Here is a 16,302-nt window from a genome sequence, read left to right as displayed (position 1 = left end):
GGGGCGGGCCCGCCCCCGGCCCGCCCCACTCCCCCGCTCCACCGCCCGGCCCGGCATTCCGCCCGCCCCCGCACGCACGGTGGGCCGCCGCCGACGCACCCCGCCGCCCCACCGGTCGTCCGTATGCCGACCCCATACCCGGTATCCATGACTAGGATGATCCACCTGTCAGGGGAGGGGATCGTGATCGGCGGACTACGGCCGGTCACGTCGGGGAAAGGGAACGCGGCATGGAGGGGGTGGTGCGGTTCTCGGTGCTCGGCGCCATGCGGATCGACCTCGACGGGAGGGGCGTCCCGGCAGGACCGCCGCAGCAGCAGGCCATGATCGCCGCGCTGCTGCTGCGCTCGGGGCGCTCGGCATCGCTGCACGAGCTGGTCAGCACGGTCTGGGGTGACCACGCCCCCGACTCGGCCGTGACCAGCCTGCGCACCTACGTCTGGCGGCTGCGGCAGCGGCTGGAGTCCGAGTGCTCCACCCCCCGGATCCTGCTGTCCACCGGCTCCGGCTACCGCCTGGCGGTGACCCCCGCCGACGTGGACGCCTACCGCGCCGAGGAGCTCGGCTCCGAGGCGGCCCGGGCCCGCGCCGCAGGCCGACACGAGGACTGCACCCGGCTGCTCACCGAGGCCGTCGCCCTGTGGCGGGGCGAGCCGCTGGCCAACGTCCCCGGCCCGTTCGCCGCACAGCAGCGGGGCCGGCTCTCGGAGCTGCGGCTGATGCTGCTGGAGGAGCGGTTCGACCACGACCTGCTGCTCGGGCGGCACGCCGCGACCGTCCCCGACCTGACGGCGTTCACCTGCGAGCACCCGCTGCGCGAACGCCCGTACGGCTTCCTGATGGAGGCGCTCTACCGGTGCGGGCGGCAGGCCGAGGCGCTCGCCGTCTTCGCCCGGGCCCGGCGGCTGCTCGCCGAGGAGCTCGGGGTCGAGCCGGGGCCGGAGCTGCGCGACCTGCACCAGCGCGTACTGGCCAACGAGCTACCGGTCCGCGAACGGCCGGCCGGCGAGCCACCGCTCCGCGACCTGCCGCCGCCCGGCGCTTCGGACGCCGCCGCGCACCCGCCCGGCGCCGCCGCCCCCGCCGCGGTCGCCGACCCGCCGCCGGAGCCCCCGGCCGCCCGGCCCGCCACCTCGCCCGCCACCTCGCCCGCCGTCCCGCCAGCGGCGCCGCGCCCGGCCCAACTCCCTCCCGACAGCAGCGACTTCAGCGGTCGCGACGAAGCGGTCACCCGGCTCTGCGAGGCGCTTCCCGGCCCGGACGACCGCGCCCTCACCGTCGCCTCGGTCAGCGGCATGGGCGGGATCGGCAAGAGCACCCTGGCCCTGCGGGTGGCCCACCGGATCAAGGACCGCTACCCGGGCGGCCAGCTCTACGCCGACCTGCGCGGCACCGGCGCCGACGCGGCCGACCCCGGCGCGGTACTGGGGAGCTTCCTGGCGGCACTGGGCGTGCCCGGCCAGGAGATCCCCCGGGCCCTGGAGGACCGGACCAGGCTCTTCCGCACCGTGCTCGACGGCCGCAGCGTCCTGCTGCTGCTCGACGACGCCCGGGACGACTCCCAGGTCAGGCCGCTGCTGCCGGGGTCCGCCGCCTGTGCGGTGGTGGTCACCAGCCGGGGCCGGCTGGCCGGACTGCCCGCCACCGCCCACGTCCACCTGGGCGTCTTCGAGACCGACGAGGCGCTGGGGCTGCTCCGGCGGGTGATCGGCGCGGAGCGCGTCGACGCCGAACCCGACGCCGCCCGCGAACTGGTCACCGCCTGCGCCAATCTGCCGCTCGCCGTGAGGATCGTGGCCGCCCGGCTCGCGGCGCGGCCCGGCTGGACGGTGGCGAGCCTGGTCGACCGCCTCGGCGACGAACGGCGCCGGCTGACCGAACTGCAGGCCGGCGAGCTCGCCGTGGCCGCCGTCTTCGAGCTCGGATACCACCAGTTGACGCCCCGACAGGCCGCGGCCTTCCGCTCGCTCGCGCCAGTCGCCGGGCCGGGCATCGGACTCGGCGCGGCCGCCGCCGCGCTCGGCCTCGACCAGGAGGAGGCCGAACCGCTGCTGGAGTCCCTGGTGGACGCCGCACTGCTGGAGTCGCCCTCGGCCGGCCGCTACCGCTACCACCAGCTGGTGCAGTCCTTCGCCTGCCACCTGCCCGCGCAGGCACCGGCACCGCTCCCGACATCGACATCGGCATCGGCGCCCGACGGACCGGCAGCGGGCGACCCGGCACCGGAGGACCCGGCGCGGGTGCGCCGCCGACTGCTCGACCACCTTCTGGGCGCGGCCGGTTCGGCCTTCCAGCAGATGGTCCCGGGCGACCCGGTGCACACCACGCTCGCCCCCGGCGACCCGCAGGGCCCGCGCTTCACCGACCTCGCCGCCGCCCGCGCCTGGGTGACCGAGGAGTTCGACGGCGCCGTCCACGTCATCCAACTCGCCGTCCAGGAGGGGTCGGCCGCGCCGTCACTGCTCGACGGCGCAGCCGACCTGCTGATCGCCCTCAGCCCGTTCGGCCGCGACATCCCGTACGGCCAACTGGCCGCCTCCGCCGAGGCGGTGGCCGAACGGGCGGAGGCCCTCGGGGCCGACCGCGCAGCCGGACGCGCCCTGTTCGTCTGCGGCAACGCAGCCCTGCAGACCACCCGGCTGGCCACCGCCGACGCCTTCACCCGGCGCGCGGCCGAGGCCTGCCGCCGGGCCGGTGACACGGTCATCCTGCGGCAGACCTTCAACGACCTCGGTGTGATCGCCCAGTTCGAGCAGCGCTACGCCGACGCCGTGGACTGCTTCGACCAGGCCCTCGCCCTCGCCCGCCGGACCGGCCACCGCTCCGGTGAGCTCACCGCGATGCTGAACGCCGCCATGGCACGGCTGCGCAGCGGCCGCGCCGAGGAGGCGGTGGCCGCCTGCGACGAGGCGTTGGTGACGCTTCGTCAGGTCTCCGACCGGCACGGCACCGCGCACGCGCTCTGCGTCCGGGGGCTGGCGCTGCACGAGTCCGGGCGGTACCAGGACGCGTTGGCCGCCTACCAGGAGTGCCTGGCGCTCTGCGACACCTGGCACATCCCCGGCCAGGAGGCGCAGGCCCGCTACCGCGCCGCCGCGACTCTGCACGCGCTGGGCCGGCTCGGCCCGGCCCGGGAGGAGGCCCGGCGGGCGCTGTCCCACTACCGCGGTGCGACCGGCAGCGACCGGGACCACGGCCACGCCCTGCTGGTCCTGGCGCAGATCGAGCTCGACCTCGGGCGCCCCGAGGAGGGCCGGGCCCACGCCTTGCAGGCCCAGGCCGTGTTCACCGGAATCGGGCTGCCGGACGCCGCCCGCGCGGAGGCGGTCGCCGCCCGTGCGGGGCGCGCCGCCGCGGACTGAACCCGGCGGGCCGGCCAGGGGCCGGGCAGGTCAGGCCTTGGTGTTCCACTCGGCCGTCCCGCTCGGCGGCTGCATCCCGTCGGACTTGGCGGCGAGCCCGCCGACGGTCCGGTGCCGGCCGGCGTCGGCGCCGGCCCCCGGGGCGGCGACGGACGCGCCGAGGACGGCCAGCAGCACGGCCGCGAAGGCCGGCAGCAGGATCGGCGTACCACGTCGGAGGGACTGTGCAGGTCGCTTCGTGAGCTTCATGCGATGACTCCCGGTCGTCCTTGGGCGGTCTGGAGGAGGTGCTCGGACGCCATCCTCACGCCCGGAGATCTACATCTCATCTACACGCCCTGTCCCGCCCGTCACTTGAGCCCCACGACTGCGCCCAGGACGCACCGCATCACCCCGTCGAACCAGCGCGCACCGGGCGGGCCCAGTCGGCCGGACCCCGGCCGCTAGGCCAGCCCCGCGAACAGGCCGGCGTGGCGGGCGGCGGAGAGGGCGTGTCCGGCGCAGCGTTCGAAGTAGACGCTCAGCAGCGCCGCGTCCACGGCGTCCGTCCGCTCCACCGACGTCGACCCGGCGAGCAGCTGGCCGTAGAGCAGGCGCTGGCGGTGGCCGATCTCGCTGAGGCCGCCGTGCAGGTCGGCGAGTACCCCGGGTTCGGGGCGCGCCAGTGCCTCGCCGGCCATGGCGACCATGGCGAGCGCCAGCGCGCTCATGCCCTGAAGGGGCAGCCGGACGGCGTCCGGCAGCGGCCCGTTGGCCTCGCGGGTCCGTGCCAGCTCGCCCACCCGTGCGGCGAGTTCGGCCAGTTGCCGGGCCTCGCAGCCGACGTGGACCTCGGAGACCACCTCCCTGAGGTAGACCGAGGCGTCGCGACGCTCGGCCAGCAGGGTCGCGGCGTCCTTCTCGACCTCCCCGCGCAGGGGCCGGAGCGCGTCCTCGACGGCGGCCAGCTCGCGGGCGATGACGGTGGTGTCGGCACCGAGCGCCGCCTCGGACGCGTGGCCCAGCGCGCTGCGGGCCAGCACGAGCAGTGCGACCAGCCGGCCGGCGATTGCGGAGTCGGTGTGCGCCATCGGTGGGCTCCCGTCTGCGGCGTGCCCCCTTCCATGGAAGCACTCCACCCCGCCCTGCCGCCCCCGGACCGGTGCCCGCCCGTTCGGGGGCGGGCACCGGGGGGGCGCCGGGGCGGGGCTCGGATCAGCCGAGCGGGACGTCCAGGAGCGCCTTGCGGTGGCTGAAGGTCGCGATCGAGTGGCGGCCGTGGTAGGCGCCCAGACCGCTCTCGCCGACGCCTCCGAACGGCAGCTCGGGCACCCGCAGGTGGGCCATCGGCAGACCGAACCCGAGCCCGCCCGAGGAGGTCTCCTCGCGCAGCCGGCGCCGGGTGGTCTCGTTGCCGGTGAAGCCGTAGAGCGCCAGCGGCTTGTCCCGGTCGTTGATGAAGCCGATGGCCTCGTCCAGGTCGGCGACCTCCACGATCGGCAGGACCGGACCGAAGATCTCCTCCCGCATGACCGGGGAGTCCGGCGCGACCTCGGCGAGGACGGTCGGCGCGATGTAGCGGTCGGCGCGGTCGTGGCCGCCCCCGGTGACGGTCCGGCCGGAGCCGAGCAGGGCGGCGAGGCGGTCGAAGTGCCGTTCGTTGACGATCCGCCCGTACACCGGGGACTGCTGCGGGTCCGCGCCGAAGCGCCGCTCCACGGCCCGGGCGAGTGCGCTCTCCAGCCTCCGGGCGGTGGCCGGGTCGGTAAGCACGTAGTCGGGGGCGACGCAGGTCTGGCCGGCGTTGGCGAACTTGGTGGCGGCCAGGCGCTCGGCGGTGGCGTCGATGTCCGCGTCCCGGTCGACGAAGACCGGCGACTTGCCGCCCAGCTCCAGGGTGACAGGGGTCAGGTGCTCGGCCGCGGCCCGCATGACGATCCGGCCGACGGTGCCGTTGCCGGTGTAGAAGATGTGGTCCCAGCGCTCGGCCAGCAGCGCGGTGGTCTCCGGCACGCCGCCCTCGACGACGGCGACGGCCTCCCGGTCCAGGTACCCGGGGATGAGCCTGGCGAGCAGCGCCGAGGTGGCGGGGGCGAGCTCGCTGGGCTTGACCACGACGGTGTTGCCCGCCGCGAGCGCACCGGCCAGTGGGACGAGCAGCAGTTGCGCCGGGTAGTTCCAGGGGGCGATCACCAGCACGGTGCCCAGCGGGTCGAAGCGCGTACCGGCGGTGGCGGCCGGACCGAAGACGGCGGTGACGTCCACCGGCTCCGGGCTCAGCCACTGCTCCAGGTGGGCGAGGGTGTGGTCGATCTCCCTGATCGGCAGGTCGATCTCGGCCGCGGACGCCTCGGCCCGCGGCTTGCCCAGGTCCTGGTGGAGGGCGGCGGCGAGGTCGTCGCCGTTCTCGGCGATCAGGGCGCGCAGCCGGTTGAGCTGCTCGACCCGCCAGGCGAGCGGCTTGGTGCGGCCGCTGCGGAAGGCCGTCCGGAGCCGGGCGACGAGGTCGGCGGGCTGCTCCACGCCGACGGGCTGGTCGACGGTGGCGGGGGTGGTGCTCAAGAGGTGCCTCGCAGATGCGGTGGGTGGTGGTGACGGACGGCGCCGGGCGGCGGCAGGCGGTACAGCGGCCCGGCCCCGGCCGAGGGCCTGCCGGGGCAGGCCCTCGGCCGGGCGGCGGACGGCGTCGTCCTTGGAGCGGCCGTACAGGTACCCGGCCGAACCGGAGGCGGCCGCCCCGGTGGCGATGCCGTCGACGGTGGTGCGCCGCGCGCCGTACCTGGTCGGGCACGTGTGGGCGGCGTCCAGGACGTCGGTCAGCCCGTCGGCGGGCGCCCGCCGTCAGCCCAGCCGGCTGAGGAGCTCGGCGGCGAGGGGGACGGAGGACGCCGGGTTCTGGCCGGTGACCAGGTTGGCGTCGGTGACGACGTGGGGTGCCCAGGGGGCGCCCTCCTGGAAGTCGGCGCCGAGCTGGACGAGGCGGTCCTGGAGGAGCCACTTGGCCCGGTCGGCGAGGCCGGCCTGGGTCTCCTCGGCGTTGGTGAAGCCGGTCAGGCGCCGGCCCGCGAAGGGCGAGGTGCCGTCGGGGCGGACGGCGGCGAGCAGGGCGGCGGGACCGTGGCAGACCACGCCCAGCGGCTTGCCGGACTCCAGGGCGGCGATGAGCAGCCGCCCGGAGTCGGCGTCGACGGCGAGGTCCTCCATCGGACCGTGCCCGCCCGGGTAGAACACCGCGTCGTAGTCGGCGAGGTCGACCTCCGCCAGCTTCAGCGGGGCGGCGAGTGCGCCGATGCCCGCGAGCTCGGTGCGGAGCGCGTCGGCCTGCTCCTGGCCGCCGTTGGCCCCGGCGGACAGGCTGCCCTGGTCCACCGTCGGCACCACGCCGCCGGGGGTGGCCACCACCACGTCGTGACCGGCGGCGGTGAACGCACGGTAGGGGGCGACCAGCTCCTCCGCCCAGAAGCCGGTCGGGTGCTTGGTGCCGTCGGCCAGCGTCCAGTAGTCGGCACCGGTGACAACGAAAAGGACGGTCTTCGCCATGGCGGGGTTCCTCACGGTCGGCGGGATGGCGCTCCGACGTTCCGGGTCCGGATCGTCGGAGCGGCGATGTCTTCGACCGTACGACCGGATACTTGACTGACTCAAATAAACCTGCCGATGGCTGCCATTGGATTTCCGATGGCAGCGCCGGAGCACGGCCCTCCTCGCGAAGCGACGCCGGGCTCAGGGCCTCGATACCGGGGGGGTGGCTCGGAGCAGCGGCTCAGAGCGCGTCCAGCCAGCCCTGCGGCGCGACGAAGGCGGGCTGCCCGGCGGAACTGGTCGAAGGTGGTGACGCCGATGGCCCGGACACCTGGGCACTGACCCCCGGTCGGCGGTCAGTGCCGGCCGACCTCGCGGGTGAGTTCCAGGCCCAGGACGCGGTCCAGTGCCGCGAAGGTCTCGAACCGGGCGCCGTCCTCCAGCCCGTTGGCCGCCCGGACCCGGTGCAGCAGGGCGAGGGCGGCCGGGGTGTCCAGATCCCCGGTGAAGGCGGCCGCGGCCTGCCGCCGGATGTCGTCCGGGACGGGCTTCGAGGGCGCCCAGGCCCAGTCGGTGACGCGGCGGCGCCAGTCCCGCAGGGTGGCGGCCGCCTCGTCCAGCACGCGCGGCCCGGTGTCGGCCGGTTCGCGGTAGGGGTGGGAGAGCAGGGCCAGCCGCACCGCCGTGGCCTCGACCTCACCGGCGGCCAGGCCGTCCACCAGCCCGTCCGCGGGGTCGCCCCCGGCGGGGCCCACCGCGAGCCACACGCCCTCGGCGGCGTCGGACCGGTCGGCACCGGCCGCGAACAGCTGGGCGTCCGGCGGGCCGCCGAGTGCCTCGCCGGGGTCCGCCGGATCCCCTGCGGCGACGACGGCGACGGGGGGATGGATGCCGAGGGCCGCGGCGGCGCGGTCGAAGGCGGCGGCCCGGCCCGGGTCGAGGACCGGCAGGAGGAGGACCCGCAGGACCTGGAGGCCCTCGATCTCGGCGACGCGCTGCAGCACGTCGCCGACCAGTGCGGCCCGGAGGTCCCCCGGCCCGGCCCGGCCGTCGGCGGCCGCGAGCCGGACGCCGGTCCGCAGCAGCATCCGGCGGCCGGGCGGGATCCCGGTGCTCCGCCCGGTGCGGGTGTCCAGCACGCTCAGCGCGGGGCGCGGGCGGCCCCCGTCCTCCCGGCCGACCGCCTCCGGGCGCAGCGCCGGTCCGTCCTCGAACGCCGCCGGGCCGCTCACCGCACCCGGGGGGAAGCCCTGTTCGTCCGCCACTCGGCCACACCTCCTCGGCGAGGCCATCCTCCCCGCTCGGCTGCGACGCCGCCACCGGCGGCCGGACCGGGCCCGGGGTCCGTCCTCACGCTCCCGCGGTTCCGCCCGCCCTCCGGGCGGACGACGGGAGTTCGAAGACGGACCCCGGGCCCTGCGGCCGCGGCTCGGTCCCGCCCGCGGCTCAGTCCCGCCCGCGGCCCTCCGCCCAGCCCGAGCCCGGCCGCAGGCACGCCACCCAGGTCAGCACCGAGCAGAGCAGGTACGCCACCAGGAAGCCGAGGTAGGCGGCGTCACCGTTGTGGCTGGCCAGGAAGGACTGCCGGAACGCCAGGTTGACCAGCACCCCGCCGAACGCGCCCACCGCACCGGCCAGGCCGATCAGGGCCGTCGCCCGCCGGCGCGAGTCCGCCTCGGCCGCCGTCTGGTCGGCGCCGCCCCGGACGGCGGCCCGTGCCTTGGCCTGGAAGTGGGCCGGGATCATCTTGTACGTCGAGCCGTTCCCGATCCCGCTCAGCACGAACAGCGCGACGAAGCCGGTGAGGAAGAGCGGCAGCGAGCCGGCCCGGGAGGCCGCCAGCACGACGGCCGTACCGGCGCCCATCGCCACGAAGGTGACCAGGGTGACCAGGGCCCCGCCCCAGCGGTCGGCCAGCCGCCCGCCCAGCGGCCGGGCCAGCGAACCCAGCAGCGGTCCGAGGAAGGTCAGCGCGGCGGCCTTCACCGGCGTGTCGAAGCGGTCGTGGAACTGCACCTGGAGCACCTGCCCGAAGGCGAAGCCGAACCCGATGAACGAGCCGAAGGTCCCCACGTACAGGGTGGACATCACCCAGCTGTAGCGGTCCCGGACCACCTCGCCCAGGGCCCGGCCCGCGCCGCGCGGCGGGGCCGCCAGGTTGTCCATCCGCCACCACGCGCCGGCCGCGGCCGCCACGATCAGCGGCAGGTAGAGCAGCGGCAGCAGCCGGGGGTGCGCCGCGCCCGCGGTGGCCAGGACCAGCAGTCCGAGCAGTTGCACCGCCGGGACGCCGAGGTTGCCGCCGCCGGCGTTGATGCCGAGTGCCCAGCCCTTGAGGCGGTGCGGGTAGAAGGCGTTGATGTTGGCCATCGAGGAGGCGAAGTTGCCGCCGCCGACGCCGGCCACGCAGGCCACCGCGAGCAGGGTGCCGTAGGAGACCCCCGGGGTGAGCACCACGGCGGCCAGCACGGTGGGGACGAGCAGCAGCAGGGCGCTGAACACCGTCCAGTTCCGCCCGCCGAACCTGGTCACCGCGAAGGTGTAGGGCAGCCGCAGCAGGGCGCCGAGCGCCGTGGGGAGCGCGGTCAGGGTGAACTTGCCGGCGGTGTCGATGTGGTACTGCGGCCCGAGGAAGAGCACCAGGACCGACCAGAGGCTCCAGACCGAGAAGCCGATGTGCTCGGAGAGCACCGAGAACACCAGGTTGCGCCGGGCTATCCGGGCGCCGGCCTGCTCCCAGAACTTCTCGTCCTCCGGGTCCCAGGGGGTGAGCGGGGCGGCGCCGGCTCTGCCGCCGGTCCGCCGGGTGTCCGATCCCTTCGTGTCGAGGACGGCGTTCATCCGCGCTCACCCGCCGTGGCGGCGATCCGCTCGCCCGCCGGGGCGACCCGGACGGGCCACAGCCGCAGGACCGCCGGGCTGCCGTCGGGGGCGGTGTCCTCGTCGAGGCAGCGCCCGTCGCGCAGGTCGAAGGCCTGCTTGTACATCGGGGAGACCAGGGTGGGCCGGTCGCCGCGGCTGCCGAGCAGCCCCCGGGAGAGGACGTACGCGCCGCTGAACGGGTCTCGGTTGGCGACGGCGTGCAGGTCACCGGTCCGGTCGCGGAAGACGGCCACCTGCTCGCCGTCCAGCAGCACGGCCACGCCGCGTCCCGGTTCCAGGTGTTCGAGGGGGCAGACGGGCTGCCAGTGCGCGCCGTCGTGGATCTGTACGTTCACGAGGTGACCACCTCCAGTCGGGGCCCGGCCACCATGACCGGGGCGGTTGCGGTGAGGATGCGCCCGTTCTCGCCGGGGCGGGCGGGCCGGATCTGACCCCGTTCGGGGACGAAGGTCACGGCCGGGTCGGGGGTGCCGGGGGCGTTGACGAAGGAGGCGAAGCGGCGCAGCCGGTCGGGGTCGGCCAGGGTGGCCGCCCACTCGTCCTGGTAGACGCCGACATGGCGCTCCATCAGGGCGTCCAGCTCGTCGGCGATGCCGAGCGAGTCGTCGAGCACCACGGCGCGCAGGTGGTCCAGTCCGCCTTCGAGCCGGTCCAGCCAGACCGAGGTGCGCTCCAGCCGGTCGGCGGTGCGGATGTAGAACATCAGGTAGCGGTCGATGGTGCGGATCAACGTCTCCCGGTCCAGGTCGGCGGCGAGCAGGTCGGCATGGCGGGGCGTCATACCGCCGTTGCCGCCGACGTAGAGGTTCCACCCGGCGGAGGTGGCGATCACCCCGAAGTCCTTGCTCTGCGCCTCGGCGCACTCGCGGGCGCAGCCGGAGACCGCCGACTTGAGCTTGTGCGGGGAGCGCAGGCCCCGGTAGCGCAGCTCGAGTTCGATCGCAAGGGCGACGGAGTCCTGCACACCGTATCGGCACCAGGTCTCCCCGACACAGGACTTCACGGTGCGCAGCGCCTTGCCGTAGGCGTGTCCGGACTCGAAGCCGGCGTCCACCAGCCGCTGCCAGATGACCGGGAGCTGGTCGACGCTGGCGCCGAACAGGTCGATCCGCTGGCCGCCGGTGATCTTCGTGTAGAGGCCGTGGTCGCGGGCGATCTCGCCGATCGTGATCAGCCCGTCGGGGGTGATCTCGCCGCCGGGGATCCGCGGCACCACCGAATAGGAGCCGTTGCGCTGCAGGTTGGCCAGGAAGTGGTCGTTGGTGTCCTGGAGCGCGGCCTGTTCGCCGTCCAGGATGTGGCCGCCGCCCAGGCTCGCCAGGATCGAGGCGACGACCGGCTTGCAGACGTCGCAGCCCTCGCCGCGGCCGTGGCGGTCCAGCAGGTCGGAGAACCCGGTGATGCCGGTGACCCGGACGATCTCGTACAACTCGGCGCGGCCGTACGCGAAGTGCTCGCACAGGCCGGTGGGCGGGGCCGCACCGCCGGCCGCCAGCTCCTCGTTGACCACGCTGGTCAGCTGCTTGAGGCAGCTGCCGCAGCCGGTGCCGGCCCGGGTGCACTTCTTGACCGCCGCGACGCTGTCGCAGTCCTGGTCGCGGACGGCGGCGCGGACGGCGCCCTGGGTGACGTTGTGGCAGGAGCAGAGCACCGCCTCGTCGGGCAGTGCCACCGGGCCGCCGCCGAACCCGGCGGGCAGGACGAGGCGTTCGGGTGCCTCGGTCAGCGGCTTCCCGCTCGCGGCGAGCGGGCGCAGGGTGCCGTACGCGTCGGTGTCGCCGACCAGGACGCCGCCGAGCAGCGCGCCGTCGGAGCCGATCACCAGCTTGCGGTACACGCCGCGCCGGTTGTCGCTGTACAGCACGTCGAGGGCGCCTTCGGCGGTGCCGTGCGGGTCGCCGAAGCTGGCCACGTCGACGCCGAGGAGCTTCAGCTTGGTGGAGGTGTCGGCACCGGTGAAGCCGCGGTCGTCGCGTCGGCCGGCGAGCTCACGGGCGGCCGTCTCGGCCATCTGGTAGCCGGGGCCGACCAGACCGTACACCCGGCCGTCGGCGGCCTGGGCGCACTCGCCGATGGCCAGGATCGCCTCGTCGGCGGTGCGGCACCGCTCGTCGACGACGATGCCGCCGCGGACGCCGACCGGCAGTCCGCAGTCCCGGGCGAGCCGGTCGCGCGGCCGGATCCCGGCGGAGAACACCACGAGGTCGGCGGGGAGTTCGGTGCCGCCGGCGAGGGACAGGGCGCGGACCCGGCCGTCCGGGGTGGTCGCGACGGCCTGTGCGGCGGCGCCGGTGTGGACGGTGACGCCGAGGTCCTCGATCTTGCGGCGGAGCAGGGCGCCGCCGCCCTCGTCGACCTGGACGGCCATCAGCCGGGGGGCGAACTCGACCACGTGGGTGTTCAGGCCCATCGCCCGCAGTGCGCCGGCGGCCTCCAGGCCGAGCAGGCCGCCGCCGACCACCACGCCGGTCGCGGCCTGCGCCGCGCCGGCGGTACCGGTCGCACCGGCGGTCTCCGGTGCACCGGCGGGCCGTTCGGCGTCCGCCCGGATCGCGGCCAGGTCCTCGATGGTGCGGTAGACGTGGCAGCCGTCGGCGTCGTGCCCGGGGACGGGCGGCACGAACGGCGCCGAGCCGGTGGCCAGCACCAGCGCGTCGTAGCTCAGCCGGTGCCCGGAGCGGGTGGTGACCGTGCGGGCGTCGCGGTCGACGGCGGTGACCGGGTCGCCGAGCCGCAGGTCGATGCCGTGCTCGGCGAGGAATCCGGGCGGGCAGAGCGACAGGTCCTCGGCGGTGCGGCCGTCGAACAGCGAGCTCAGGTGGACCCGGTCGTAGGCGGGGCGGGGCTCCTCGGCGAGGACGGTGACCCGCCAGGCCGTCGCACCGGGCTGTTCCACCCACGCCTCCAGGAAGCGCTGTCCTACCATGCCGTGCCCGACGAGGACGAGGTCCCGGGGGCGGTCGTGCGTCCGCGGCGTCATCGTGTTGCTCCTCCAGTGCTGGGTGGTGCCCGGTGATCGGGTACCGGCGATCGGGTGTGGGGCACCGCGGTCCGGGGGCACCGGGGTTCGGGTCCGGGTGCCGGTAGGTCAGATACGGGTAGGTCAGATACGGGGGGTGCCGGTGGCCTTGGTGGTCCCGGCCGGCGCCGCGGTCCTCGTCCCGGCGGCCGTCCCGGCCGCTGTCCCGGTCGTCGTGACGGTCGTCGTCATGCCGAGGACCTTCCCGAACCGCCGTTTCCGCGCAATGTCCCCTGTGTTGCGCACGCGGTACGCCTCGCTCACTCCCCGACCCGACCGGAGTGCGCCGCCCGACATCGTCCGTAACAGGGCGGGCGGTTTCGCTAACCCGCAGGTGACCGACGGGCAACGCGACCGTAACGCCGAACCCGCACGCTTCCGGCCATGGCAACAACCACCCAGCCCGGCCCGCTGACCGGCTTCACCATCGGTGTGACCGCCGCGCGTCGCCGCGACGAACTGACCGCCCTGCTCAGCCGGCGCGGCGCCCAGGTGGTCGAGGCCCCCGTGCTGCGCATCATGCCGCTCTCCGACGATCTCGCCCTGCGCCAGGCCACCGAACGCTGTCTGGCCGCCCCGCTGGACTACGTGGTCGCCACCACGGGCGTCGGCTGGCGCGGCTGGATGAGCGCGGCGGACGGCTGGGGCCGGGGCGCGGCCCTCGCCGAGGCCTTCCGGCAGGCCGTGGTGCTCAGCCGCGGCCCCAAGGCGACCGGCGCGGTCCGCGCCAGCGGCCTCGGCGAGGGCTTCTCCCCCGGCTCCGAGGCCACCGACGAGCTGCTCACCTGGCTGCTGGCCCGCCCGCTGGCCGGCCGGCGGATCGCCGTCCAGGAGCACGGGATACGCCTGGACGCCTTCGCGGCGGCGCTGCGCGAGCGCGGCGCGGAGGTCATCTCCGTCCCGGTCTACCGCTGGCTCCCGCCGGACGACCTGGCCCCGGTGCGGCGGCTGGTCGAGCAGACCGTCCGGCGGCAGCTCCACGCGCTGACCTTCACCAGTGCGCCGGCGATCACCGCCCTGCTGGCGACCGCCGAGTCCGAGGGCCTGCGCGAGGCGCTGCTCGACGCACTGAGCAACGACGTCCTGCCGGTCTGCGTGGGCACGCTGTGCGCGCGACCCCTCGCCGAGCTCGGCCTGCCCGCGGTGTTCCCCGAACGCGGCCGGCTGGGCGCCCTCGTCCGACTGCTCGCCGACACCCTGCCCACCCGCGGGCGGCGCGAACTCGCCCTGGCCGGAACGGTCCTGACCCTGCAGGGCAACGCCGTCCTGGTCGACGGCGAGAGCCACTGGCTCAGCCCGCGCGGCGCGGCCGTGCTGCGCGCCCTCGCCGAACAGCCGGGCCGGGTGCTCAGCCGGGCGGATCTGCTGCGCACCGTCTGGGTCGACGCGGAGGCGGACGAGCACGCCGTCGAGGCCGCGATCGGCCGGCTGCGCGCCGCGCTCGGGCCGCACGGTCGGCTGATCCGGACGGTGCCCAAGCGCGGCTACCGCCTGGCGGCGGGCTGATGGCCGCCGACGCGGTCGGGCTCGCCACCCGGGCCGTCGAGGGGCTCGCCCCGGCCGCCCGGTCGGCCCTGCGCTCCGGGGTGCGAACCAGCGTGCACTCCGGCGTGCGCACCGCGGGTGCTCCACGGGGCGCCCTGCCCTGCGCCGTCTGCGCCGGACACCCCGTTGGGCACCCCACCGGACACCCCGTCGGACACCCCGTCGGCGCCGCGTCGACGCCCGGTGACCGGTACGCCGCCGGCCGCCGACCCGTCCTGCTCGCCGTGGCCCACGGCAGCCGGGACCAGCAGGGGGTGGCCGCGACCGGGGCTCTGCTGGCCCGGGTGCGCGCGCTGCGACCGGAGCTTCGGGTGCGCTGCTGCTTCCTCGATCTGGCGCAGCCCTCGCTGCCGCAGGCCCTGGCCGAACCGGCCGACGCCGGGGAGGAGGTGGTGCTGGTACCGCTGCTGCTCGGCGCCGGCTACCACCTGCGGGTGGACATCCCGACCGCGCTGACCGAGGCGGGCGCCACCGCCCGCCTCGCCCCCGCACTGGGCCCCCACCCGCTGCTGGCCGCCGTGCTCGCGGACCGCCTCGCCGAGACCGGCCGCCCGCCCGGCGTGGGGCCGGTGGTCCTGGCCGCCGCCGGCTCCTCCGACCCGGCCGCCCACGCGGACACCCGCCGGATGGCCGACCTCCTCGCCCGCCGTCTCGGCGACGGCCGGCCCGTCGTCCCGGCCTTCCTGTCCGCGGCCGGGCCGACGCCCGCCGAGGCCGTCGCGGCCCTGCACGCCGCCGGCCACCGGGACGTCGCCGTCGCCACCCACCTGCTGGGCCCCGGCTTCTTCGCCCGCCGCGCCGCCGGCACCGCCGCCCGCTGGACCTCCGCGCCGCTCGGCACCCACGACGCCCTCGCCCGACTGGTCGCCCTCCGCTACGACGAGGCCTGCCGCACCGCGGCCGTCCGGTAGCGCCTTTCCGGTCACCTGCCGGTGTCCGGCGGTCCGGTCACCAGGTGCGGGCGGTCGCCACCAGGCGGTCCCGGACCAGGCCCACGTGCGGGTTGGCGGCGGTGCCCGGCCGCTGGACGAGGTAGCCGGTGTTGATCGGCGGGTCCTCGGGTTCGTGCAGGGCCACCAGCGCGCCGGCGGCCAGCTCCTCCGTGCAGAGGTAGCGGGGCAGCACGCTGAACCCGGCGCCCGCCGTGAGGGCGGCCAGCACGCCGCGCAGGTCGGGCACGGTGACGGCGGCCCGGCAGGTCAGGCGCCGGCCGAAGACGTGCCGCCAGTAGCGGCGCGCGATCGGCAGGTCCTCCGCGTAGACGACCAGCGGGACGCCGTGCAGCGACTCCAGCAGCGCCGTGGCGCCGCACCCGGGTGCACCGATCCGCTCCGCCCAGGCGGGCGCCGCGACCAGCACGAACTCCTCGTCCATCAGCGGCGCGGCGGACAGCGTCCGACCGCGCGGCCGGGTGGTAGCGAGCACCAGGTCGTGCCGACCGGCCCGCAACTCCTCCAGCAGTGCGTCGGTCAGACCGGCCGTCAACCGCAGCCTCACCCCGTCCGCCACCAGTGGCGCGAGGGCGGGCAGCACCCGCATGCAGAGCAGCTCCGCCGGCCCGGCCAGGTGCACGGGCCCGGCCGTACCGCCGACCCCGTCGACCCCGCGCCCGGTGACGGCGGCGAGGGCGTCCAGCGGCGCCGTGACCCGGGCGGCGAGTTCGTCCGCGTACGCGACCGGGGCCACTCCGCGCGGCAGCCGCTGGAACAGCTCGCGGCCCAACTGGCGTTCCAGCGCCCGGATCTGCGTGGTGACGGTCGGCTGCGACAGGCCGATCAGCTGGGCGGCGGCGGTGAAGGACCCGGACCGGTGGACGGCGAGGAAGGTGCGCAGCAGGTTCAGGTCCGGCGGGCCGGTGGGCGCACCGCCCGGGGCCTCCTCCGGCTCGGACGCCATGACCTCACCCTCCCAGGGGACTGCTGACGGCGGACACCGACCAGCGTAGGCCGTGTCCGGGGGTTCCCGGGGCCCCGGACCGGCGGGCGCGCCTCA

General features: G+C 76.0%; 12 protein-coding genes. 3 read left to right on the top strand and 9 right to left on the bottom strand.

The window, feature by feature from the left end:
- The first annotated feature begins 230 nt into the window (after window positions 1–230).
- Window positions 231–3,362, top strand: a complete 3,132-nt coding sequence (locus tag ACIGZJ_RS30025; protein ID WP_396460201.1) for a BTAD domain-containing putative transcriptional regulator — start codon at window positions 231–233, stop codon at window positions 3,360–3,362.
- 30 nt (window positions 3,363–3,392) lie between these two features.
- Here the strand turns inward: ACIGZJ_RS30025 and ACIGZJ_RS30020 are convergent, their stop codons facing one another.
- The 8 genes from ACIGZJ_RS30020 to nirB all read right to left on the bottom strand — a co-directional run bounded on the left by ACIGZJ_RS30020 (window position 3,393) and on the right by nirB (window position 12,726).
- The gene (locus ACIGZJ_RS30020) at window positions 3,393–3,611 is read right to left on the bottom strand and encodes a hypothetical protein (RefSeq protein ID WP_396460200.1); all 219 of its coding nucleotides are present in this window, start codon (window positions 3,609–3,611) and stop codon (window positions 3,393–3,395) included.
- A 194-nt stretch (window positions 3,612–3,805) separates the two neighbouring features.
- Window positions 3,806–4,432: a hypothetical protein gene (locus tag ACIGZJ_RS30015; RefSeq protein WP_396460199.1), complete on the bottom strand. Its 627-nt coding sequence runs from the start codon at window positions 4,430–4,432 to the stop codon at window positions 3,806–3,808.
- A gap of 124 nt (window positions 4,433–4,556) precedes the next feature.
- Window positions 4,557–5,903 carry an aldehyde dehydrogenase family protein gene (locus ACIGZJ_RS30010; RefSeq protein ID WP_396460198.1) on the bottom strand — a complete coding sequence of 449 codons (1,347 nt, stop codon included), beginning with the start codon at window positions 5,901–5,903 and terminating at the stop codon, window positions 4,557–4,559.
- Window positions 5,904–6,182: 279 nt separating this feature from the next.
- Window positions 6,183–6,881: a type 1 glutamine amidotransferase domain-containing protein gene (locus ACIGZJ_RS30005; RefSeq protein WP_396460197.1), complete on the bottom strand. Its 699-nt coding sequence runs from the start codon at window positions 6,879–6,881 to the stop codon at window positions 6,183–6,185.
- Between the two features lie 338 nt (window positions 6,882–7,219).
- Window positions 7,220–8,128 (bottom strand): hypothetical protein, encoded by a 909-nt coding sequence (locus ACIGZJ_RS30000; RefSeq protein WP_396460196.1) that lies wholly within the window; start codon window positions 8,126–8,128, stop codon window positions 7,220–7,222.
- Window positions 8,129–8,309: 181 nt separating this feature from the next.
- A complete protein-coding gene (locus tag ACIGZJ_RS29995; RefSeq protein WP_396460195.1) occupies window positions 8,310–9,704 on the bottom strand; it encodes a nitrate/nitrite transporter in 1,395 nt (464 codons plus the stop codon).
- Window positions 9,701–10,081: a nitrite reductase small subunit NirD gene (gene nirD, locus ACIGZJ_RS29990; RefSeq protein WP_396460194.1), complete on the bottom strand. Its 381-nt coding sequence runs from the start codon at window positions 10,079–10,081 to the stop codon at window positions 9,701–9,703. The genes ACIGZJ_RS29995 and nirD overlap by 4 nt, the downstream gene beginning before the upstream one ends.
- On the bottom strand, window positions 10,078–12,726 hold the full coding sequence (nirB, locus tag ACIGZJ_RS29985) for a nitrite reductase large subunit NirB (RefSeq protein ID WP_396460193.1): 2,649 nt from the start codon (window positions 12,724–12,726) through the stop codon (window positions 10,078–10,080). The genes nirD and nirB overlap by 4 nt, the downstream gene beginning before the upstream one ends.
- 423 nt (window positions 12,727–13,149) lie before the next feature.
- On the opposite strand from nirB, the gene ACIGZJ_RS29980 reads away from it, so the two are divergent.
- Complete coding sequence (locus tag ACIGZJ_RS29980) at window positions 13,150–14,271, top strand: uroporphyrinogen-III synthase (RefSeq protein WP_396460191.1); 1,122 nt, start codon at window positions 13,150–13,152, stop codon at window positions 14,269–14,271.
- Window positions 14,271–15,221, top strand: a complete 951-nt coding sequence (locus ACIGZJ_RS29975) for a sirohydrochlorin chelatase (protein ID WP_396460190.1) — start codon at window positions 14,271–14,273, stop codon at window positions 15,219–15,221. The genes ACIGZJ_RS29980 and ACIGZJ_RS29975 overlap by 1 nt, the downstream gene beginning before the upstream one ends.
- Window positions 15,222–15,258: 37 nt before the next feature.
- Here ACIGZJ_RS29975 and ACIGZJ_RS29970 read toward each other — a convergent pair whose 3' ends face one another.
- Window positions 15,259–16,206, bottom strand: a complete 948-nt coding sequence (locus ACIGZJ_RS29970; RefSeq protein WP_396460189.1) for a LysR family transcriptional regulator — start codon at window positions 16,204–16,206, stop codon at window positions 15,259–15,261.
- Between the last annotated feature and the right edge of the window lie 96 nt (window positions 16,207–16,302).

Origin of the sequence: Kitasatospora sp. NPDC052868, assembly GCF_044547105.1 — a bacterium.
Classification (GTDB): domain Bacteria; phylum Actinomycetota; class Actinomycetes; order Streptomycetales; family Streptomycetaceae; genus Kitasatospora.
This window is presented reverse-complemented; position numbering and strand designations above follow the sequence as displayed.

Excerpts from the sequence above, each read along its gene's own strand:
- ACIGZJ_RS30025 (WP_396460201.1), top strand. The coding sequence starts at position 231 with ATGGAGGGGGTGGTGCGGTTCTCGGTGCTCGGCGCCATGCGGATCGAC.
- ACIGZJ_RS30015 (WP_396460199.1), bottom strand. The coding sequence starts at position 4,432 with ATGGCGCACACCGACTCCGCAATCGCCGGCCGGCTGGTCGCACTGCTC.
- ACIGZJ_RS29970 (WP_396460189.1), bottom strand. The coding sequence starts at position 16,206 with ATGGCGTCCGAGCCGGAGGAGGCCCCGGGCGGTGCGCCCACCGGCCCG.
- ACIGZJ_RS29980 (WP_396460191.1), top strand. The coding sequence starts at position 13,150 with ATGGCAACAACCACCCAGCCCGGCCCGCTGACCGGCTTCACCATCGGT.
- ACIGZJ_RS29975 (WP_396460190.1), top strand. The coding sequence starts at position 14,271 with ATGGCCGCCGACGCGGTCGGGCTCGCCACCCGGGCCGTCGAGGGGCTC.
- ACIGZJ_RS30005 (WP_396460197.1), bottom strand. The coding sequence starts at position 6,881 with ATGGCGAAGACCGTCCTTTTCGTTGTCACCGGTGCCGACTACTGGACG.
- ACIGZJ_RS30020 (WP_396460200.1), bottom strand. The coding sequence starts at position 3,611 with ATGAAGCTCACGAAGCGACCTGCACAGTCCCTCCGACGTGGTACGCCG.
- ACIGZJ_RS29995 (WP_396460195.1), bottom strand. The coding sequence starts at position 9,704 with ATGAACGCCGTCCTCGACACGAAGGGATCGGACACCCGGCGGACCGGC.
- nirB (WP_396460193.1), bottom strand. The coding sequence starts at position 12,726 with ATGACGCCGCGGACGCACGACCGCCCCCGGGACCTCGTCCTCGTCGGG.